The 18,508-nt window shown below is 61.3% G+C and carries 21 protein-coding genes; 12 read left to right on the top strand and 9 right to left on the bottom strand.

Annotation, left to right across the window (positions count from 1 at the left end; genetic code table 11):
• The first annotated feature begins 3 nt into the window (after window positions 1-3).
• The 3 genes from BLU63_RS24040 to BLU63_RS24030 all read left to right on the top strand — a co-directional run bounded on the left by BLU63_RS24040 (window position 4) and on the right by BLU63_RS24030 (window position 1,997).
• Entirely contained in the window at window positions 4-390 is a 387-nt protein-coding gene (locus BLU63_RS24040) for a DUF488 domain-containing protein (protein WP_010455492.1), read from the top strand.
• A gap of 130 nt (window positions 391-520) precedes the next feature.
• On the top strand, window positions 521-979 hold the full coding sequence (locus BLU63_RS24035; RefSeq protein WP_083376419.1) for a GNAT family N-acetyltransferase: 459 nt from the start codon (window positions 521-523) through the stop codon (window positions 977-979).
• A 91-nt stretch (window positions 980-1,070) separates the two neighbouring features.
• Entirely contained in the window at window positions 1,071-1,997 is a 927-nt protein-coding gene (locus tag BLU63_RS24030; protein ID WP_010455496.1) for a universal stress protein, read from the top strand.
• Window positions 1,998-2,133: 136 nt separating this feature from the next.
• Here the strand turns inward: BLU63_RS24030 and BLU63_RS24025 are convergent, their stop codons facing one another.
• Window positions 2,134-2,946 carry a class I SAM-dependent methyltransferase gene (locus BLU63_RS24025; protein WP_010455498.1) on the bottom strand — a complete coding sequence of 271 codons (813 nt, stop codon included), beginning with the start codon at window positions 2,944-2,946 and terminating at the stop codon, window positions 2,134-2,136.
• Between the two features lie 37 nt (window positions 2,947-2,983).
• Entirely contained in the window at window positions 2,984-3,253 is a 270-nt protein-coding gene (locus BLU63_RS24020; protein ID WP_010455500.1) for a DUF4242 domain-containing protein, read from the bottom strand.
• A 183-nt stretch (window positions 3,254-3,436) separates the two neighbouring features.
• Here BLU63_RS24020 and BLU63_RS24015 point away from each other — a divergent pair, with 183 nt between their 5' ends.
• Window positions 3,437-4,429 (top strand): AraC family transcriptional regulator, encoded by a 993-nt coding sequence (locus tag BLU63_RS24015; RefSeq protein WP_083376418.1) that lies wholly within the window; start codon window positions 3,437-3,439, stop codon window positions 4,427-4,429.
• Window positions 4,430-4,438: 9 nt separating this feature from the next.
• On the opposite strand, the gene BLU63_RS24010 is transcribed toward BLU63_RS24015, so the two are convergent.
• From BLU63_RS24010 to BLU63_RS24000, 3 genes are all read right to left on the bottom strand, one after another.
• The gene (locus tag BLU63_RS24010) at window positions 4,439-5,647 is read right to left on the bottom strand and encodes a cytochrome c biogenesis protein DipZ (protein WP_083376417.1); all 1,209 of its coding nucleotides are present in this window, start codon (window positions 5,645-5,647) and stop codon (window positions 4,439-4,441) included.
• A 172-nt stretch (window positions 5,648-5,819) separates the two neighbouring features.
• Complete coding sequence (locus BLU63_RS24005; RefSeq protein WP_010455503.1) at window positions 5,820-6,032, bottom strand: hypothetical protein; 213 nt, start codon at window positions 6,030-6,032, stop codon at window positions 5,820-5,822.
• A 48-nt stretch (window positions 6,033-6,080) separates the two neighbouring features.
• Window positions 6,081-6,347, bottom strand: a complete 267-nt coding sequence (locus tag BLU63_RS24000) for a DUF2790 domain-containing protein (protein ID WP_083376416.1) — start codon at window positions 6,345-6,347, stop codon at window positions 6,081-6,083.
• Window positions 6,348-6,654: 307 nt separating this feature from the next.
• Between BLU63_RS24000 and BLU63_RS23995 the strand changes: the two genes are divergently transcribed.
• The 5 genes from BLU63_RS23995 (at window position 6,655) to BLU63_RS23975 (ending at window position 10,970) form a co-directional block, all read left to right on the top strand.
• The gene (locus BLU63_RS23995; protein WP_010455506.1) at window positions 6,655-7,395 is read left to right on the top strand and encodes a response regulator; all 741 of its coding nucleotides are present in this window, start codon (window positions 6,655-6,657) and stop codon (window positions 7,393-7,395) included.
• On the top strand, window positions 7,392-8,702 hold the full coding sequence (locus BLU63_RS23990) for a sensor histidine kinase (protein WP_083376415.1): 1,311 nt from the start codon (window positions 7,392-7,394) through the stop codon (window positions 8,700-8,702). The genes BLU63_RS23995 and BLU63_RS23990 overlap by 4 nt, the downstream gene beginning before the upstream one ends.
• Before the next feature lie 105 nt (window positions 8,703-8,807).
• Entirely contained in the window at window positions 8,808-9,440 is a 633-nt protein-coding gene (locus BLU63_RS23985) for a CDP-alcohol phosphatidyltransferase family protein (protein ID WP_083376414.1), read from the top strand.
• Window positions 9,427-10,026: a lysophospholipid acyltransferase family protein gene (locus BLU63_RS23980; RefSeq protein ID WP_077749092.1), complete on the top strand. Its 600-nt coding sequence runs from the start codon at window positions 9,427-9,429 to the stop codon at window positions 10,024-10,026. Before BLU63_RS23985 ends, BLU63_RS23980 begins: the two co-directional genes overlap by 14 nt.
• Entirely contained in the window at window positions 10,023-10,970 is a 948-nt protein-coding gene (locus tag BLU63_RS23975) for a phosphatidate cytidylyltransferase (protein ID WP_010455511.1), read from the top strand. Before BLU63_RS23980 ends, BLU63_RS23975 begins: the two co-directional genes overlap by 4 nt.
• A gap of 128 nt (window positions 10,971-11,098) precedes the next feature.
• On the opposite strand, the gene BLU63_RS23965 is transcribed toward BLU63_RS23975, so the two are convergent.
• From BLU63_RS23965 to BLU63_RS23955, 3 genes are all read right to left on the bottom strand, one after another.
• Complete coding sequence (locus BLU63_RS23965) at window positions 11,099-11,854, bottom strand: HvfC family RiPP maturation protein (RefSeq protein ID WP_083376412.1); 756 nt, start codon at window positions 11,852-11,854, stop codon at window positions 11,099-11,101.
• Window positions 11,847-12,686: an HvfB family MNIO-type RiPP peptide maturase gene (locus BLU63_RS23960; RefSeq protein WP_083376411.1), complete on the bottom strand. Its 840-nt coding sequence runs from the start codon at window positions 12,684-12,686 to the stop codon at window positions 11,847-11,849. Before BLU63_RS23960 ends, BLU63_RS23965 begins: the two co-directional genes overlap by 8 nt.
• Window positions 12,687-12,830: 144 nt before the next feature.
• On the bottom strand, window positions 12,831-14,165 hold the full coding sequence (locus tag BLU63_RS23955) for an acetamidase/formamidase family protein (RefSeq protein WP_077749089.1): 1,335 nt from the start codon (window positions 14,163-14,165) through the stop codon (window positions 12,831-12,833).
• A 486-nt stretch (window positions 14,166-14,651) separates the two neighbouring features.
• On the opposite strand from BLU63_RS23955, the gene BLU63_RS23950 reads away from it, so the two are divergent.
• Both BLU63_RS23950 and BLU63_RS23945 read left to right on the top strand, forming a co-directional pair.
• Window positions 14,652-15,698 carry a class I SAM-dependent methyltransferase gene (locus BLU63_RS23950; protein WP_010455519.1) on the top strand — a complete coding sequence of 349 codons (1,047 nt, stop codon included), beginning with the start codon at window positions 14,652-14,654 and terminating at the stop codon, window positions 15,696-15,698.
• A gap of 79 nt (window positions 15,699-15,777) precedes the next feature.
• Window positions 15,778-16,629 carry an NAD-dependent protein deacetylase gene (locus BLU63_RS23945; protein ID WP_083376410.1) on the top strand — a complete coding sequence of 284 codons (852 nt, stop codon included), beginning with the start codon at window positions 15,778-15,780 and terminating at the stop codon, window positions 16,627-16,629.
• A 104-nt stretch (window positions 16,630-16,733) separates the two neighbouring features.
• On the opposite strand, the gene BLU63_RS23940 is transcribed toward BLU63_RS23945, so the two are convergent.
• A complete protein-coding gene (locus BLU63_RS23940; protein WP_077749088.1) occupies window positions 16,734-17,636 on the bottom strand; it encodes a LysR family transcriptional regulator in 903 nt (300 codons plus the stop codon).
• Between the two features lie 150 nt (window positions 17,637-17,786).
• On the opposite strand from BLU63_RS23940, the gene BLU63_RS23935 reads away from it, so the two are divergent.
• On the top strand, window positions 17,787-18,485 hold the full coding sequence (locus BLU63_RS23935) for a CoA transferase subunit A (protein ID WP_010455522.1): 699 nt from the start codon (window positions 17,787-17,789) through the stop codon (window positions 18,483-18,485).
• The last annotated feature ends 23 nt before the right edge of the window (window positions 18,486-18,508 follow it).

The following is an 18,508-nucleotide window of genomic DNA, read 5'->3' as shown; positions in this document are numbered from 1 at the left end:
AGCATGGCCATCCATATCGTTCGACTCGGCTCGCCGCGCCTGCCTGATGAAGGGTTGCGGATCGGCACGGTACGCCGCCCCCCTCGTGGTGTACCGAAGGCCGAGTTCGCCCGTCGGGACTTTTATGATGTGTGGCAGCCACTGCTGTCGCCGAGTGCGGAACTGGTGGCCGAAGCCAAAGCGGCCACCGATGACAAAGCCTGGGAGGCCTTTCGGCGCAAGTTCAAGGCGGAAATGAACCACCCGGCGCCCAGTCAACTGCTGGATCTGCTGGCCGCCCTCTCCCATCAAACCGCGCTGGCGGTTGGGTGTTATTGCGAGGATGAAGCGCATTGCCATCGTTCTGTGTTGCGGGAGTTGCTGGCAGCACGCGGCGCACAGATTGCCTAGATCCCTGTGGGAGCGAGCCTGCTAGCGATGACTGCTTTCCAGCCGATGTAGATGTCGACTGACACTCAGCCATCGCGAGCAGGCTCGCTCCCACAGGGGAATTGGATGTTCAAAGGACTGAGGTAGCACCATGAAACCGCAAATACGGCCCGCCACCGCAGCTGACGCGTCCGCCATCAGCCAGGTCATCATCCAGTCGCTGCGCCAGTCCAATGCCCTGGACTACCCACCCGACATCATCGAGCAGGTGGAGAAGAGCTTTTCCACCGAGTCCATTCGCACGCTGCTGACCCAACGCCAGGTTTTCGTCGCAATGATCAACAGTCATATCGTGGCCACGGCCAGCCTTGATCGCGATGTGGTGCGCAGCGTCTTTGTCGACCCGACTCAACAAGGACGCGGCCTCGGGAGGCAATTGATGGCCACGATCGAGTGCATCGCCGCCGAAGCCAAAATCGAGGTCTTGCGCGTCCCCTCCTCCATCACCGCAGAAGCCTTCTACTTCAAGCTGGGCTTTCGAAAAGTCCGCGACGAATTCCACGGAGCCGAGCGCACGATCATCATGGAACGGCGACTGACCTCCCTCTGACTGCCACGCCCACCCAACCTGCGCCGGTCTGACGGACGGGAGGTCGATCATGGTCAATACTTAGGGGATTGAACGACGCGGGAGGTTCGACATGTCTGGTCAATCACGCTTCATGCTGGTCGCCTCGCCACTGATGGAACACAGCCCCGCCTTCGACAGAGCCGCGGCGCTGGCCAAGGCTGAAGATGCGGCGTTGCACATCGTGGCGTTCGATTACCTGGAAGGCCTGGCCACCGCCAGCCTGGTCAACGAAAAGGCCTTGGAACAAATGCGTCTGGGCTACGTTGATCGACACCGCCAGTGGCTCGAAGAACAGGCCCGTCCCCTGCGCAAGATCGGCGTCCACGTCACCACTGAGGTGGCGTGGGTCGAACGCCCGCTGGAAGAAATCCTGATTCACCTCAAAGAGCAGCCGATGGACGTGCTGATCAAGGCGCTGGAGCACGAATCACTGCTGTCGCGGTTGTTGTTTACCCCGCTCGACGTGCATTTGCTGCGTGAATGCCCGGTGCCGCTGCATTTTGTCAGCCATGCCGTTCACGCCCTGCCACGCAAGGTTGTCGCGGCGGTCGATCCTTTTCATCGCGATGATCACTACAAAACGTTCAATGACCGGATCCTGCACGAAGCGTCGAAGCTGGCGAGTGCCTGCAACGCCGAGCTGGACGTGGTCTACGCCTATGACCTTTCCTCGATCAGCGCAGACGAGTTCGGCTTTGACAACGGCTCGGCGTTTTTCAATTCCGGCAAGGCCAAGACCCTGTTCGACTACCAGGAGGACGCCTTCAACGAATTGGCCGAGCGCAACGGCATCGCGCCCGAGCAGCGGCACATGATCATGGGTAACCCGGCCAAGGTCCTGACCCGCTATGTCGACGCCTACGACGTCGACGTGATCGTCATGGGCCGGGTCGGCCATCGCGGTCTGGGCCGGTTGATCGGCAGCACAGTGGAACACCTGCTGTACAAAATGCCCTGCAGCGTGTGGGTGGTGTACACCGAGCGGGTGGATGAGTAACGCCCTCTACAAAACACCGCATCCCCTGTAGGAGCGAGGCTTGCCCGCGAAGACGGAGTATCAGTCGACAACGATGTTGCCTGACGCTCCGTCTTCGCGGGCAAGCCTCGCTCCTACAGGGTTTTGTGTTGTCTGGTTAACGTCGGGTGATGACGACCTCCAGGTATTCACTCGGCACCACCACCGATTTCTCTCCCGCTCTGTTCATCCGGTTGATCAGCTCAGTCAGGTCGCTTTCAAAGGCTTGGGCTCCCTCGGGAGACAGCGCCGCGAAGGCCTTGTGGACCGGGCCGTACCAGGTGCGAAACGTATCGATGAAGTGCGCCGCCGAGCGATAACGGAAGTTGAAGGTGCGGCGCGTCACCTGGACCTGAAAGTCACGCTCATCGAAGTGCGAGTGCAACCAGGCTTCGGTTCCCCAGTTTGAAGGCGGTTGTGCGCCTGGCGGTGGCGGCAGGTGTTTGCCCAGAGTCTTGAACATCTGGCCGACAAAACCTTCAGGCGTCCAGTTGGCCAGGCCGATGCGACCGCCAGGACGGCAGACCCGCGCCAGTTCTGAAGCCGCTTTGGCCTGATCCGGCGTGAACATCACGCCGAAGGTCGAGAGCACCGCATCGAAGCTGGCGTCTTCGAACGGCAGCGCCTCGGCGTCGGCGACCTGGAAGGTCACCTCCAGGCGCTCGGCCCGGGCCCGGTCTTCGCCGCGCTCCAGCAGCGCCGCCACGTAGTCGGTCGAGGTGACGTTGCAACCTCGGCGTGCAGCGGCGAGCGTCGCATTGCCGTTGCCGGCGGCCACGTCCAGCACGCGTTCGTCGCAGAGCAAGTCACAGGCTTCAGCCAGTTGCTCGCCGACAATTTGCAGGGTGGTGCCGATCACGGCGTAATCGCCGCTGGCCCAGGAGACCATCTGGCGGTTTTTCAGGGCAGTGAGATCAAGGGGGGTGCTCATTAAATCTGCTCCGTAAGGATTGGAACGCAAGCCCGGCTTACTCCGCCGTGGTCGGATCGATGATGTTCATCACCTGGGAAATGCGGTTGGCCGGGAAACCGCTCTGCCTCGCGTGCTCCTGGATCAGCGCTTCGCTCGGCGAGATGTATACGCAGTACAACTTGTCACCCGTGACATAACTCTGAAGCCACTGCACCTGCGGCAAATCGCGCAATGCCCGGCAGGACTTTTGCGAAGCGGCTTTCAAATCCCTTTCTGACAGTGTTCCAGCACCTGGAATCTCGCGTTCTATGACGAACTTTGGCATGGCAACCTCTCAGTCTTGTTATTGATGACAGGGTCGGCAGTGGCCCTGTAGGCAAACTATCGCTCCGGCGCGGGCCGGCGTCCTGCCCGATCGTCGGGCAACACTGCCCGATCGTCCGGAGAATTCACGTTACCCGGCAACGCGCTCACAATCAGAAAGCCCTTAGTCGCATGGGAAGTCACCATGGACGCCCTGTCCCAAACCCTGCGCGTCGTCCGCCTGGTCGGCGCGATTTTCATCAATGCCAGGTTCACGGCGCCCTGGTGCTACCAGTCGCCCAGTGCCGACACGGCGGCCCCCTTTCTGGAGCCCGGCGCCGAGCGGGTGGTGATATTCCACCTGATCACCGAAGGCGAGTGCTATGTCGAGATGGGAAACGCTGCGCCGCTGCGCCTGACCGCCGGCGATGTGGTGGTATTCCCTCAGGGCGATGCCCATCGCATGAGCTCGCAACCGGGGCTGACGCCGGTCACCGGCAAGCGGCTGGACGTGGTGCTGGCGCGCCGTCCACGGCAACTGAGTTACGGCGGAGGCGGCGCGGTCACGCGGCTGGTGTGCGGTTATCTGGCCTGCGATACGCGGTTGGCGGGCATGTTGCTGACGGGATTGCCGGCGGTGGTCCGGGTCAATGTGCGCGGCTCCAATGCCGGAATCTGGCTGGAATCATCGGTCCGTTATGCCTTGGCCGAAGCACGCTCGCCCAGGCCCGGGGGCGAAGGTGTATTGGCGAAACTCGCCGAGGTGTTGTTCATCGAGGTGTTGCGCCTGTACATGAACGAGCGCGGTGAAGGCCGGACCGGCTGGCTGGCGGGTGTGGGTGACCGGATCGTCGGTGCCGCCCTGAATGCGCTGCACAAAAAACCCTGTCACGCCTGGACCCTGGATGAACTGGCGCGAACCGCCGGCACCTCAAGGTCGGTGTTGGCGGAACGCTTTGCACAGTTGGTGGGGAGTTCGCCGATGCAGTACCTGACGCAGTGGCGGATGTTGCTGGCGGCGAACCTGTTACGCAGCAGTAACAGTTCGTTGATGCGGATTGCCGAAGAGGTGGGCTACCAGACCGACACGGCCTTCAGCCGTGCCTTTCGTCGAGAGTACGGCGCGCCACCGGCGGCGTGGCGGCGCAATCAGGAGAAAAAACCAATGGCCCGCGGCGCGCAGCCTGTGAGCCATTGATGTCGAGGGTTACGCCGAAGGTGCCTTGGCCTCTTCCAGCAGTTGCTGAATCATTTTCTCCTGGGTTTCGTAGGCGCCTTCACCGAAGTGGGTGTAACGCACCTGGCCCTTGGCGTCGATCAGGTAGTGAGCGGGCCAGTACTGGTTGTCGAAGGCGCGCCAGATCGCGTAGTTGTTGTCGATGGCCACCGGGTAGGTGATGCCGAGCTTTTTCACCTGATCCTTGACGTTGTCGATGATGCGCTCATAACCGTATTCAGGGGTGTGGACGCCGACGACCACCAGGCCATCCTTCTCGTATTTCTTCGCCCAGTCCTTCACATACGGCAGGGTGTGCTGGCAGTTGATGCAGTCGTAGGTCCAGAAGTCCACCAGCACCACTTTGCCTTTGAGCGAATCATTGCTCAGCGCTGGCGAGTTCAGCCACTGGACGGCACCGGACAGCGACGGCATGGCACCCTGGGCGTTGTCCATGGAGTCGGCCCTGACCTTGCTGACGAAGTAGTCGACGACTTTCGGCACGCTTTCCATCACGCCTTTTTCGAGGCTGCTAACGCCTTCGGACGAGGTGCCGGCCAACAGTGTCCGGTCGGCACCGGTGGAAATCACCGCCACGGTCGCCAGCACGGCAACACCGGCACCACGACGCAACCAACCAGTGACCGGGATCGACACTTTCAAGCGATTGACCAAACCGCGACCGGCGAAGATCAAGGTCCCCAGGGACAGTGCGCTGCCCAGGCCGTAGGCCAGCAGCAACAGGCTGGTCTGTGCGTTCGCACCCTGGAGCATGGCGCCGGTGAGAATCACCCCGAGGATCGGTCCGGCACACGGTGCCCAGAGCAGCCCTGTGGCCACACCGATCATGACCGAACCCAGCGGGCCGGACATTTTGCGGGTGTCGGGATCAAGGCGATTGCCCAGCGCCACGAACGGACGGGCCATCCAGTCACCGACACGGGCGGAAATCAGCGACAGAGCAAACAATCCCATCACGAAGAGCGCGACGTGACGACCGGTGTTGTTGGCTTGCACCACCCATTCGCTGCTGACCACCGCCAGGCTGGCGATCAGGGCAAAGGTCAGGACCATGCCGCCGAGGGTCAGCAGAATGGATGAACGGGTGCGTTTGACACCAGCGAACAGGAACGGCACCACCGGGAGGATGCAGGGGCTGAGGACGGTCAATATGCCGCCCAGAAAAGCGATGAGAAACATGGTAATCACCTTGAAAATAGAGAAGAACGACACACCGCCTACCCCCTGTAGGAGTGAGCCTGCTCGCGATGGCGGTGTGTCAGATAACACTGATGTCGATTGACACTCCGCCATCGCGAGCAGGCTCACTCCTACACTGGAATTGTGGTGTTCACAAAACCGGGTTCGGGCATCAGGCCTTCTGGTTTTCCTGTAGCTGACCTTGCGGCGTGCGGCTCGAGCCGTCCTGTGCGAGGAAGGCATGAGCGCCCTGCTCGGCCACCGGCGTCAGCTGGAAGCAGGTCGCACTGCCACAGCTTTTCTGTTCAACAGCGGCATTGGCATGGGCAGCCGCGCCGGCTGCGGAGAAAGCAACAGCGGTCAAAAAGCGGGTGACGTTGTTCATGGTGTTCTTCCTGTTTCAAAGGGGGGTGGCAATCGCTCAGCGAAGGACTCAGTTGTCCGCGTTGCAGCCGTCAGCAAATTTGCGGTAATCCAGCACCTGGGTTTTGTGCTGGGAATCGAGGTAGATCAGCTGGGCATTCACAACCCCGCAGGAAGGCGCGGCGTCTTCTTTCAACGACAGCACTTTCTTGATGTCCAGGTGGGTGCCGTAGGTGTAGGTTTTGGCGGTGACATCGGCGGCTTCGGCGCGGGCCGACAAGGTGCAGATGTTCAGGGCGGCAAACAGGCAAGCGGCGTAGATGGCTTTGGTGTTCATGGCGGTTTCCTCAAGGCTTCAATGGGTAGGTCGTTCGATTGAGCAGAGGCGGTGTGGGTTGCCTCGATGGAACCCATTAGAAGCTCGCGAGGTATCTCGTCTGTGTCGAAAACAGCCGCGTGTAAATCGGTACGTATCAAAGCCGGCCCCTGATACAGAGCGATACAAAACCCCTGGAAAACCGCATTTTTGCCTTTGCATGTATCCGTCGCTACGCCAGATACACTGCAATACAAAGGGCTGCGGGCGAGCGGGCCAAGGCCCGATAGACTGCGCAACATCCCCCATTGATAGAGGCTTGGCCCCCATGGAACACGTCGATCACATTCTCATCGTGGACGATGACCGCGAGATTCGGGAACTGGTAGGCAACTACCTCAAGAAGAACGGCCTGCGCACCACGGTCGTCGCCGATGGACGCCAGATGCGCAGCTTCCTTGAGTCCACGCCGGTGGACCTGATCGTGCTCGACATCATGATGCCGGGCGACGACGGCCTGATGCTCTGCCGCGAGTTGCGCGCCGGCAAACACAAGGCCACGCCGGTGCTGATGCTCACTGCCCGCAACGACGAAACCGACCGCATCATCGGCCTGGAAATGGGCGCCGACGATTACCTGGTCAAGCCGTTCGCCGCCCGTGAACTGCTCGCGCGAATCAACGCCGTACTGCGCCGCACGCGGATGCTGCCGCCAAACCTGGTGGTCACCGAAAGCGGTCGCCTGCTGGCGTTCGGGCGCTGGCGCCTGGACACCTCGGCCCGGCACTTGCTGGACGAAGACGGCACCATGGTCGCGCTCAGCGGTGCGGAATACCGATTGCTGCGGGTGTTCCTCGATCACCCGCAGCGGGTGCTCAATCGCGACCAGTTGCTCAATCTGACCCAGGGCCGCGACGCCGATCTGTTTGACCGTTCCATCGATTTGCTGGTCAGCCGCTTGCGCCAACGCTTGCTCGACGATGCCCGCGAACCGGCCTACATCAAAACCGTGCGCAGTGAGGGCTACGTCTTTTCCCTGCCGGTGGAAGTGCTCGGTGCGCCGTCATGAACCTCACCCTTCGTTGGCCCCGCACCCTGGCCTCGCGCCTCTCGCTGATCTTTCTGATTGGCCTGATCCTGGCGCAGGCGCTGTCCTTCGGCGCGCAGTATTACGAGCGTTACGAAAGCGCGAAAAACACCATGCTCGGCAATCTGGAAACCGACGTCTCGACTTCCATCGCCATTCTTGACCGCTTGCCAGCCGAAGAACGCATGGGTTGGCTGCAACAACTGAACCGCCGCAACTACCGTTATTTGCTCGACGAAGGCTCGCCGGGCGTGGCCATGAGCGACACGCCCATCGCAATGACATCGATCAAGGACGCCATCGGCAAGGATTACCCGATGACCGTGACGGACATTCCCGGCGAACAGAAACACTTTCAGGTGCACCTGAAACTCGCGGACGGCAGCCCGGTGACCATCGACGTCAGGCCATCGATGGTGCCGTTGTCGCCGTGGTTGCCCATCGTTCTGCTGGGCCAGTTGGCGCTGATGATCCTCTGCACCTGGCTGGCGGTGAGAATCGCCATCCGCCCCCTCACCCGCCTTGCCGAGGCCGTGGACAACCTTGATCCCAACACCCACGCGGTGCACCTGGACGAAAAAGGCCCGACCGAAGTCGCCCACGCCGCCATCGCCTTCAATTCGATGCAGGCACGCATCGCCGCGTACTTGAAGGAGCGCATGCAACTGCTGGCGGCGATTTCCCATGACCTGCAAACCCCCATCACCCGCATGAAACTGCGCGCCGAATTCATGGACGACTGCAGCGAAAAAGACAAACTGTGGAGCGATCTCAGTGAGATGGAGCACCTGGTGCGCGAAGGTGTGGCGTATGCCCGCAGCGTTCACGGCGCCACCGAAGAAAGCCGCCGCACCGACCTCGATTCATTCCTCGACAGCCTGGTGTTCGACTACCAGGACGTGGGCAAAGACGTGACCTTGGGTGGCAAAAGTGGCGCGGTGATCGACACCCGGCCCCATGCCTTGCGGCGGGTACTGGTAAACCTGACGGATAACGCTCTGAAGTTCGCCGGCGCCGCCGAGCTGTGGGTGGAAGCGAAAAACGGCGGCCTCTCGGTGAAGATCATGGATCGCGGACCGGGCATTGCCGAAGAGGAACTGGCCCACGTGATGGAGCCGTTTTATCGGGTAGAGAATTCGCGCAATCGCAGCACCGGCGGCACGGGGCTGGGGTTGGCGATCGCGCAGCAATTGGCGTTGGCGCTCGGGGGATCGTTGACGTTGAGCAATCGCGAGGGTAGCGGGTTGTGTGCGGAGTTGAAGTTACCGCTTCGACCTGGCAGTCAGTAAACAGACACAAAGGCCAAGGAAAGCCTTTATATTGTCGGACACCGTCGTGCAGCAGCCGACGGCGATGCCCTGATAGCAACCGACACTTATATGGATATTGGCAAAATGGATGACAACAGAAGGCCCATCAAGACGCGCTCTGCGGGCTGGGCGAAATACATCACCGACCTTCTGGTGAAACGAGACATCTCCCCCAATCAGATCTCCGTCGCCAGCATCGCCTTCGCGCTCGCCGGGGCGGTGGCACTGAATCTCGATAACGGGCTCATCGGCTCGATCCTCTGCGCCGTCGGCATTCAATTGCGCCTGCTGTGCAACCTCTTCGACGGCATGGTGGCGATCGAGGGCGGCAAGAAATCCGACATCGGCAGCCTCTACAACGAATTCCCCGACCGCATTGCCGACAGCCTGCTGATCGTCGCGCTGGGGTATGCCATCGGCTACGCCGATCTTGGCTGGTTCGCGGCGCTGGCCGCGGCACTGACGGCGTATGTCAGGGTGTTCGGCGGTTCGATTGGCCTGAAGCAGAGTTTCATCGGCCCAATGGCCAAGCAGCATCGAATGGCCGTGATGACTGTGGCCCTTCTGTTGAATGCTGTCGAGGCCAGCGTTTATGGCACTCACTACGTGCTGTTGATCGCGCTGGTCATCATAGCGGCCGGATCCGCCGCGACCTGCGTCACGCGAACCTTGGCCATCTCGCGCCAGCTGAAGGGGAATGCTCATGTGGATCAGTAACGCGCTGATTTCTGTTCTTCGCTTCCTGATCGGCGTCACCGCCCGATGGGAAAGCCCGCCGGACCTGACACGCCAGCGCATCTATTTCGCCAATCACTCCAGTCACATGGACACCCTGGCAATCATCGCGGCGCTGCCCCCGGAAGCCCGGGTGAACGTGAAACCGGTCGCCGCTGCGGATTACTGGGGAAAGAACAAATTTCTGTCGTACATCTCGCAAAAAGGCCTGAACGCAGTGCTGATCGAGCGTAACCCGGCGCCCGGCGTCAACGTGCTGGAGCCGATTTTCGATGTGGTGCGCGCCGGCCATTCGATCATCATCTTTCCGGAAGGCACGCGTGGCAGCGAGGCGTTGCCCGGTCCTTTCAAATCAGGGCTGTACCGTTTGGCCGAGACATTCCCCGAGGTGGATCTGGTGCCCATCTACCTGGAAAACCTGCATCGCTCCATGCCGAAAGGCAAACACGTCCCGCTGCCCATTATCTGCACGATCCGTATCGGCGACCCGCTGCCGAGGATAAGCGGCGAGGAAAAACAGGTGTTTCTGGATCGGGCGCGTGAAGCGATTGTGAGGTTGTCGGAATGAATCTTGACGAAAAGTTCTTGTGGTTCTTCGGCGCCATTGCCGTCCTGCTGGCAATCGCTTCGGTCATCGGCCGAATTCTGGCGAAGCGCGCCAAAACAGAAAGCTCGATGTCCACCATCGAGAACCTCAACCAGCGGGTGAATGCCTGGTGGGGCATGGTCATCATCTTCTTCGTGTCCTACCTGCTGGGCGGGAACGCGACGGTTATTCTGTTCGGCTTCATTTCGCTGTTCGCGCTCAGGGAGTTCATTACCCTGACGCCGACCCGGCTGGGCGACCATAACGCGCTGTTTTCGGCGTTCTTCATTCTGATCCCGCTGCAATACGTGCTGATCGGCACGCACTGGTATTCGCTGTTCACCCTGTTGATTCCGGTGTACGCGTTCCTGCTGTTGCCGGCGATTGCGGTGCTGAGCCAGGACACCGACGCTTTTCTGGAACGGGCGGCCAAGATTCAGTGGGGGGTGATGATTTGCGTCTACTGCATCAGCCACGCGCCGGCCCTATTGCTGCTGGACCTGGAAGGTTTCAAGGGGCAGAACGCGCTGCTGCTGTTCTATCTCGTGTTCGTCGTGCAACTGAGTGACGTGTTGCAGTACGTGTTCGGCAAACTATTGGGCAAGCACAAAGTTGCGCCGCTGGTGAGTCCGTCGAAAACGGTGGAAGGCTTGGTCGGTGGCGGTCTGTCGGCCACGTTGATTGGCGGGTGCATGTTCTGGATGACCCCGTTCAGTTTCTGGCAGTCGCTGCTGATGTCGCTGGTGATCGTGGTGATGGGTTTTCTCGGTGGGCTGGTCATGTCCGCCATCAAGCGCAGCCTGAGCGCGAAGGATTGGGGAACCATGATCAAAGGGCATGGCGGCATGCTGGATCGGATGGATTCGATCTGCTTCGCGGCGCCGATTTTCTTTCACCTGACGCGGTATTTCTTTTCCGCCCCATAAAATAGACACCATCCCCTGTCAGTGATCGTTCCCACGCTCTGCGTGGGAATGCAGCCCGGGACGCCCCGCGTCCCTGAAGCGGACGCGGAGCGACCGGTGAGGCATTTCCACGCAGAGCATGGGAACGATCATGCAAACCCAATCACCCCTTCCCCATGCATCTGCCGCAACAATGCCGTGCCACTCGCCATAAACTCCGGCGATCCAACGGCCCCCGCCTCCACTGCCAGCCCTTCCAACTGCGCCTGCCCGTCCAGCTCGGGAAATGCCTCGATCCGCTGCAACAACCGCCACGCCAGCGGGCTCAGCTCGGAAAATTTCACACTCCAGTCCTCGGCTCGACGCACCAGCAGCAAAGTCGGTTGAACCGGTGGCGCTTCCGGTTGATGATCCGGCCCCACCAACTGCACCGGCCAGGCATAAGCCAACGGCCACGCCAACGGTGACACCAGCAACGGTCGCGCCAGAATCAACGCCACATCACTCGGCGGCAACGGCTCGGCTTCGGACTGTTGCAACGCCATTTCGACCCACTCGTAATGCGCCAGCTCCACCATGAACGGAGGCCACACACCTTCGCCCAATGCACTCGGTTCCGAGGCCAGGAACTCGACAAACTCCTGGGCGATTTCGCCGAATTTCGGGGTACGCGCACGACAGTCCCGCAGGAAGATCCGTACCAGCGAACGCCAGCGCTCATCACCAAGAATCTTGATCAGCACCGGAAAGGTCCCGCTGAGCAACAACGACAGGTTGGAAAAAATCAGGTCGCGGTAAACCTGTGCCCGCGCCACATCCATCCCGGCTGGCGGCGCGCAATGGTCCGGGTCACGCAGGTACAGACCCAATGTGTTTTGCTGGTCAAACAGGCCTGGCTTATCCAAGGTTCACCCCCTCGGCCTGCAAGCGACGAATAGTCTGCAATTCAGTCACCAGTTCAGAGAACGCGGGGAAGTTGAAATCCCGCTCCAGCAATGTCGGCTGTGCGCCAAACCGGGCGTAGGCCTGGGCCAGCAACGACCAGACCACCGGTTTCACCGACGCGCCATGGGTGTCGATTTTCAACGTGTCGGACTCATCGAAGTGCCCGGCCACGTGCATCGCCACCACCCGGCCCGAATCGATGCCGGCCAGAAAGGTCTGCGGATCGAAGCCATGGTTGATCGAGTTGACGTAGACATTGTTGACGTCCAGCAACAGGTCGCAATCGGCTTCACGCAACACCGCGTTGGTGAACGTCACTTCGTCCATATCCTGCTGCGGCGCGGCGTAGTAGGAGACGTTTTCCACCGCCAGGCGCCGGCCGAGAATGTCCTGGGCCTGGCGAATTCGCGCGGACACGTGGTGCACCGCTTCTTCGGTAAACGGCAACGGCAACAGGTCGTAAAGGTGACCGTCATCGCTGCAATAACTCAAGTGCTCGCTGTACAGCGGCACGTTGTAGTGATCGAGGAACACCCGCACTTCCTGCAAAAACCCGACGTCCAGCGGTGCCGGCCCACCCAGCGACAGCGACAAGCCGTGGCAAGACAACGGAAAACGCTCGGCCAGGGCCCGCAGCGCATGGCCATGGGCGCCGCCGATGCCGATCCAGTTTTCCGGCGCGACTTCCAGGAAATCGTAATCGCCGGTACGGGCGGCCTGGAGGTCCTTCATTAATCCGCGACGCAAGCCAAGCCCGACGGTCGCTTTCGCTGAGGTGATGGGGGTCTGCATGGTGTCGATCTCAAGGGTTGCCAGTACGGAGTCACAGTTAACCGAAGCGATGTATCGGGGCTGTGTTCCGGTTCGGCAGAACATCGTGGCGGTTGTATCGCCGACGGGCCTGTACACACTCCGGTACAGACCCTTCGGCAGGCGTTACGCCAGGTCGTATTTCTCGCGTACCAGATGGCCGATGCCGATGCGATCGAGCACGTTCATCGGGCACAGGAAGGTCACGCGCACGGTGCCCGGCAGGCGGCTGATGTCGATCGAGCCGGTGATGGTCGCGCGGTTGAGCACTTCGTCATACGGCAAACCGGTGACCGAAGCGGCACGTTTCAAGCCGTTCTCGACGGCGACGTTGAGGTTCTCGCCGCTGCCGATAAAGGTGATCGGCCCGCTCTGCTCGATTTCATGCTGACCCCAGCGCTCGCCCAGTTCGCGGACTTTCTGCCGTTGTCGGGCATTCATGGGCCGGGCCATCGGCGGCAGATCGTCGAGGTTTTGCAGGAGGATCGGCCCGTCCAGGGTCAGGTTCTTCACCACTTGCACCACCACTTCGGTTTCCCCGGAGCAGTCGGTGGCGTGCCCTGCGATCTCGCCGTTGCCTTGCTGGGCATGCATGTCACCCATGTACACACCGGCCCCCGGCACTTTCACCGGGCAGATCAACACGCAGCCTTCGCGGATCGAGTTGGTGTCCATGTGGCCGTCGGTCTTGGCCGCGTGCAGCTCTTCGCGGGTCATGCCGAAACGGTGTGGGGCGTTGATCAGGTATTGGCCGAAATCGGCGCAGTTGTGCGAATCGGGCAAGTCACGGGACGGCGTGGTGCCGATGTTGCCGAGGAACGGGCGCATGTGCGCGGCAACTCCGGGGATGTCGGCACGGGCCAGAGACAGGATCGAATGCTGGGCGGCGAATTCCGGCAGCGCCGACATTTCAGAGGCATTGCCGGCCAGTCGGTTGGCGACGTCCTGGTTGACGGTCAGGCTGACCTGATTCTGTGCATCGAACACGATCACGTAGCCATGGCTGAAGCGAAACGCACTGACCTCGGCGCCGCAGTTGTTACAGCGAATCGACTCCTCGCCAATGCCTTCGACATGACTGGCCGGGTGGTCGGTGCCGCACTTGGAGCAAAATTTGGCGACAAACGGGTCGCCGTTGTAGCGCCCCTCAACAAAGCTCATGACCCCGGACGACGTCGCCAGCGAGGTGACGCGCATGCTCTTGATCTTGATCGCCACGGCGTCGCCGATTTCCGCGCCAGCGATGGCCACCGGTTGCGTCACTTCGTGGCCGCCCTCGAAGGCGGGCGTGATCATCGGGCCCCAGCAACCCGGCGGTGTGCCGGTAATCAGGGTGCCGCCGTCGGCGAGCGGGCCGAGCATCGGCTGGCTGGGGCCAATGAGGCCGTTGGTGTACTGATCGACGCGCAGATGGTTGACGGGAGCGGATTTCAGGTCGGTTTCAGGCACGAGCGTGGTCATTATTGTTCCCTTCACGGAGTCACGAGCAAAGACGGCCGTCTGTTGCGACGACCCTGAAAAGTGCCTCGACAGCCCCGGATTTCGGGCGCTGGGTAGCCTTTACAGTTCATCGCAGGTTTGTATCTGGTCTGTGTTCGGTGGGAGCCGCGAATGAAGTGGAATGTATCGGGACGGCGGCTGGATACAGTGCGATACACGTCGCAAATTCTTGTAGGAGCGAGGCTTGCCCGCGAAGACGGAGTGTCAGGCAATACTTTTGTCGACTGACACGGCGACTTCGCGGGCAAGCCTCGCTCCTACAGGGGATTTGTGTCGGCCAGGGGAATGGCGCTTTCGTCGCTTCAGGCCGCCGCGCACGGGGCTCGGACTAAACTTACTGCACGCGGGACGTGCACAGCGTCCTGTTCATTCCCACGACCACCGCCCAGAGGTGCGCCTCGATAAACAAGGCCTCTGGACCGTGATCCTGCTGAAGGAGCACATGTGATGGACGAGGCCAGACTCAATGACTTCATGGGCAAACTGGTGAACGACATGGGCGGCGCGGCGATGCTTGCCAACGTCATCCTCGGCGAAGAGCTCGGCCTGTACCGGGCCATGGCCGACAGTCAGCCGATCACCCCTGAAGCACTCGCCGACAAAACCGGCTGCAACCCCCGCCTGCTGCGCGAATGGCTCAGCGCCCACGCCGCGTCCGGTTACATGGAACACGAGGGCGGCCAGTTCCGCCTGCCCGAAGAGCAAGCCCTGGCGCTGGCGATCGAAGATTCGCCGGTCTATATCGCCGGCGGTATCGGGGTGGTCGCGTCGTTTTTCCATGACAAGGACAAACTGGTCAACGCCATGCGCGGCAACGGCGCCCTGGCCTGGGGCGATCACCATCCGTGCATGTTCAGCGGCACGGAGCGGTTCTTCCGCCCCGGGTACAAAGCGCACCTGATCGCCGAGTGGCTGCCGGCCCTGGAAGGCGTGGTCGCCAAATTACAGGCGGGCGCCAAAGTCGCCGACATCGGCTGCGGACACGGCGCCTCCACGGTGATCATGGCCCAGGCGTTCCCGGACTCGCGGTTCGTCGGCTTCGACTACCACGCACCGTCCGTCACCGTCGCGACCCAGCGCGCCGAAGAAGGTGGCGTGTCCGGGCGTGCGCGGTTCTTTCAGGGCACGGCGAAAAGCTTCCCCGGCGACGACTATGACCTGATCTGCTATTTCGACTGCCTGCACGACATGGGCGACCCGGTGGGCGCGGCGAAACACGCCTATGACGCTCTGAAACCAGACGGCACGGTGCTGCTGGTGGAACCGTTCGCCAACGATTCGCTGGACGACAACGTCACCCCGGTTGGCCGGCTGTTCTACGCCGCCTCGACCTTCATTTGCACGCCGAACTCGCTGTCCCAGGAAGTCGGCCTTGGGCTCGGCGCTCAGGCGGGTGAAGCGCGGTTGCGCAAGGTCTTCACCGAAGCGGGGTTCAAGACTTTCCGGCGGGCCACGGAAACGCCGTTCAACCTGATTCTGGAGGCGCGAAAATAACCACGCCGCTCACGGGCTCGCATTCGGCAGGTTGGCAAGTGCTACGCTGCAAACACTCAAGATACCCGGAGTGTTGAACATGCTTGACCGCCGCATCCGCGAACAACTCGACCGGCTCCAGCAGCTGATGGCCGAGCAGCCGTTCATGGTCCTGACCGGCGCCGGCATCAGCACCCCGTCGGGCATTCCAGACTACCGCGACAACCAGGGCGTTCGGCGTGGCCGGCAACCGATGATGTATCAGGAGTTCCTGTCGGCCCCGGAATCACGGCGCCGCTATTGGGCGCGGGCGATGCTCGGCTGGCCGCGCGTGCGCCAGGCTCAACCGAACGTGGCCCACGAAGCCCTGGCCAGTCTGCAAAGCAGCCGGCAGATCAGCGGGCTGATCACTCAGAACGTCGACACCTTGCACGATCAGGCCGGCAGCCATGATGTGATCGAACTTCACGGCAGCTTGAACCGGGTGCTGTGCCTGGACTGCGGACAGCGCAGCGAGCGGGATTCGATCCAGCACCTGATGGAGGCGCAGAATCCCTATCTGGCCGGGGTCGATGCGGTGCAGGCGCCGGACGGCGACACGTTGCTGGATCCGGCGTTCGAGGCGCGGTTCCAGGTGCCGCACTGCCCGCATTGCGCGGGTGAGCGGATGAAGCCGGACGTGGTGTTTTTTGGCGAGAACGTCGCGCAGGTGACGGCGGCCAAGGCCATGGCAGCGGTGGAACAGGCGGCGGGATTGTTGGTGGTGGGCTCTTCGTTGATGGCGTATTCGGCGTTTCGCTTGTGCCGGGTGGTGGCGGATCAAGGCAAGCCGTTGATGGCGGTCAATCTGGGCAAGACCCGGGCAGATGACCTCCTGGATATGAAGATTGAGGCCTCGTGCGAACAGCTGTTGCCCTTGCTGGCACAGCACCTCTCCCCCTCATCACCCTAAACCCCTGTAGGAGCGAAGCTTGCTCGCGAAGGCGTCGTGTCAGTCGACTTCAATGTTGAAGGTGCCTTTTCGCGGGCAAGCCTCGCTCCTACAGGGGATTGTGATCAGGGCATGGACACTCGCTCACCCAGATTCTCGGCTTTGAGGATATCGAACAACGCCTGCGCCGCCGCCGACAGTTCCACTCCTGGCTTGGTCAGCACCCCGATCGCCCGCTCCACCACCGGGTCGCGCAAGGTAATGCACCGTGCGCCCAACTCGCGCATCTGCCCGGCGCACAGGGCTGGCACGGCGCTGACGCCCAATCCGCTGGCCACCATCCTTCCGACTGTCGCCAACTGATGGCTTTCAAACTCCACCGGCAATTTCATCCCCCGGGCCTGCAAGTGTTCTTCCAGCATCACCCGTACCGTCGACGGACGCTGCAAGGTAATGAACGGTTCCTTGAGCAACGTCTGCCAATCAATGTCGTGCCGTTGCGCCAAGGGAGAGTCGTCCGGTACCACGGCAACGAAACGGTCCATATACAACGGCGTGAATGCCAGCGATGAACTCTGCGACGGCTCAAACGCCACCCCCAGCTCCACCTGCCGGTCGCGCACCATTTCCAGCACTTGCTCGTTGATCACGTCGTTCACCGTGACGTTGACCTTGGGATAACGGGCGCGAAAAGTCTTGAGGATCGGCGGCAGCAGATTGCCGGCAAACGACGGCATTGCCGCCAGGGTCACGCGCCCGCGCTGGAGGGTGAAACGCTGGCGCAGTTCATCCTCGGCGTTGTCCCAATCCGCAATCAACCGGCGAGCGAGGGGCACCAGGGATTCGCCTTCCGCCGTCAACGCCACATTCCGTGTGTTGCGGGTGAATAGCCGGCCGCCCAGCCCCTCCTCCAGGGCTTTGATGGTCAGGCTCAAGGCCGATTGCGACAGGTGCAACCGCTCGCAGGCCACGGCGAAACTCAGGCTCTGGGCCACGGCCAGGAATGCGCGGATCTGCTTGACTGTCATGGGCGCGGGCTCCAACGTATTAAAGATAAGTGATTGGTGAGTTTTATCTATCAATCAACCTTAAAAATCAACTTAACAAATAAATCATCCAGCGAGACACTCCTACCCATACGGCTAGCCAGCCGCCCACAAAGAATAAAAGAGGTGCATATGGCAGGTTTCGACAAGCGCGTGAGTTCCTATGAGGAAGCTCTGGCAGGTCTTGAAGACGGCATGACCGTGATCGCCGGCGGCTTCGGCCTGTGCGGGATCCCGGAAAACCTGATCGCCGAGATCAAGCGCAAGGGCACCCGTGACCTCACCGTGGTTTCCAACAATTGCGGCGTCGACGGTTTCGGCCTCGGCGTGTTGCTGGAAGACCGGCAGATTCGCAAAGTGGTGGCCTCCTACGTCGGTGAGAACAAACTGTTCGAAGACCAACTGCTCAAAGGCGAAATCGAAGTCGTCCTGACCCCGCAAGGCACCCTCGCCGAAAAAATGCGCGCTGGCGGTGCCGGCATCCCCGCTTTCTTCACCGCCACCGGCGTTGGCACTCCGGTTGCCGATGGCAAGGAAGTGCGCGAATTCCATGGCCGCAAGTACCTGATGGAAGAATCCATCACCGGTGATTTCGCCATCGTCAAAGGCTGGAAAGCCGACCACTTCGGCAACGTGATCTATCGCCACACCGCCCAGAACTTCAACCCGCTGGCCGCCACTGCCGGCAAGATCACCGTGGTCGAAGTCGAAGAAATCGTCGAACCCGGCGAGCTGGAACCGTCGCAGATCCACACCCCTGGCATCTACGTCGACCGAGTCATTTGCGGCACGTTCGAGAAGCGCATCGAACAGCGCACCGTGCGTAAGTGATCCCCAGCCCCCGGACCTGAAGG

The organism is Pseudomonas mandelii (assembly GCF_900106065.1).
Lineage (GTDB): Bacteria > Pseudomonadota > Gammaproteobacteria > Pseudomonadales > Pseudomonadaceae > Aquipseudomonas > Aquipseudomonas mandelii.
The sequence above is the reverse complement of the archived record's forward strand: the minus strand, read 5'-3'. Positions and strand labels throughout refer to the sequence as shown.

What these genes read in the sequence shown, in the direction of transcription:
- BLU63_RS23935 (WP_010455522.1), top strand. Translation starts at nt 17,787, where the DNA reads ATGGCAGGTTTCGACAAGCGCGTGAGTTCCTATGAGGAAGCTCTGGCA.
- BLU63_RS24010 (WP_083376417.1), bottom strand. Translation starts at nt 5,647, where the DNA reads ATGTTTCTCATCGCTTTTCTGGGCGGCATATTGACCGTCCTCAGCCCC.
- BLU63_RS23955 (WP_077749089.1), bottom strand. Translation starts at nt 14,165, where the DNA reads ATGACCACGCTCGTGCCTGAAACCGACCTGAAATCCGCTCCCGTCAAC.
- BLU63_RS23980 (WP_077749092.1), top strand. Translation starts at nt 9,427, where the DNA reads ATGTGGATCAGTAACGCGCTGATTTCTGTTCTTCGCTTCCTGATCGGC.
- BLU63_RS24005 (WP_010455503.1), bottom strand. Translation starts at nt 6,032, where the DNA reads ATGAACAACGTCACCCGCTTTTTGACCGCTGTTGCTTTCTCCGCAGCC.
- BLU63_RS24015 (WP_083376418.1), top strand. Translation starts at nt 3,437, where the DNA reads ATGGACGCCCTGTCCCAAACCCTGCGCGTCGTCCGCCTGGTCGGCGCG.
- BLU63_RS24020 (WP_010455500.1), bottom strand. Translation starts at nt 3,253, where the DNA reads ATGCCAAAGTTCGTCATAGAACGCGAGATTCCAGGTGCTGGAACACTG.
- BLU63_RS23995 (WP_010455506.1), top strand. Translation starts at nt 6,655, where the DNA reads ATGGAACACGTCGATCACATTCTCATCGTGGACGATGACCGCGAGATT.
- BLU63_RS24030 (WP_010455496.1), top strand. Translation starts at nt 1,071, where the DNA reads ATGTCTGGTCAATCACGCTTCATGCTGGTCGCCTCGCCACTGATGGAA.
- BLU63_RS23975 (WP_010455511.1), top strand. Translation starts at nt 10,023, where the DNA reads ATGAATCTTGACGAAAAGTTCTTGTGGTTCTTCGGCGCCATTGCCGTC.
- BLU63_RS23950 (WP_010455519.1), top strand. Translation starts at nt 14,652, where the DNA reads ATGGACGAGGCCAGACTCAATGACTTCATGGGCAAACTGGTGAACGAC.
- BLU63_RS24035 (WP_083376419.1), top strand. Translation starts at nt 521, where the DNA reads ATGAAACCGCAAATACGGCCCGCCACCGCAGCTGACGCGTCCGCCATC.
- BLU63_RS24000 (WP_083376416.1), bottom strand. Translation starts at nt 6,347, where the DNA reads ATGAACACCAAAGCCATCTACGCCGCTTGCCTGTTTGCCGCCCTGAAC.
- BLU63_RS23945 (WP_083376410.1), top strand. Translation starts at nt 15,778, where the DNA reads ATGCTTGACCGCCGCATCCGCGAACAACTCGACCGGCTCCAGCAGCTG.
- BLU63_RS24040 (WP_010455492.1), top strand. Translation starts at nt 4, where the DNA reads ATGGCCATCCATATCGTTCGACTCGGCTCGCCGCGCCTGCCTGATGAA.
- BLU63_RS23940 (WP_077749088.1), bottom strand. Translation starts at nt 17,636, where the DNA reads ATGACAGTCAAGCAGATCCGCGCATTCCTGGCCGTGGCCCAGAGCCTG.
- BLU63_RS23960 (WP_083376411.1), bottom strand. Translation starts at nt 12,686, where the DNA reads ATGCAGACCCCCATCACCTCAGCGAAAGCGACCGTCGGGCTTGGCTTG.
- BLU63_RS23985 (WP_083376414.1), top strand. Translation starts at nt 8,808, where the DNA reads ATGGATGACAACAGAAGGCCCATCAAGACGCGCTCTGCGGGCTGGGCG.
- BLU63_RS23990 (WP_083376415.1), top strand. Translation starts at nt 7,392, where the DNA reads ATGAACCTCACCCTTCGTTGGCCCCGCACCCTGGCCTCGCGCCTCTCG.
- BLU63_RS24025 (WP_010455498.1), bottom strand. Translation starts at nt 2,946, where the DNA reads ATGAGCACCCCCCTTGATCTCACTGCCCTGAAAAACCGCCAGATGGTC.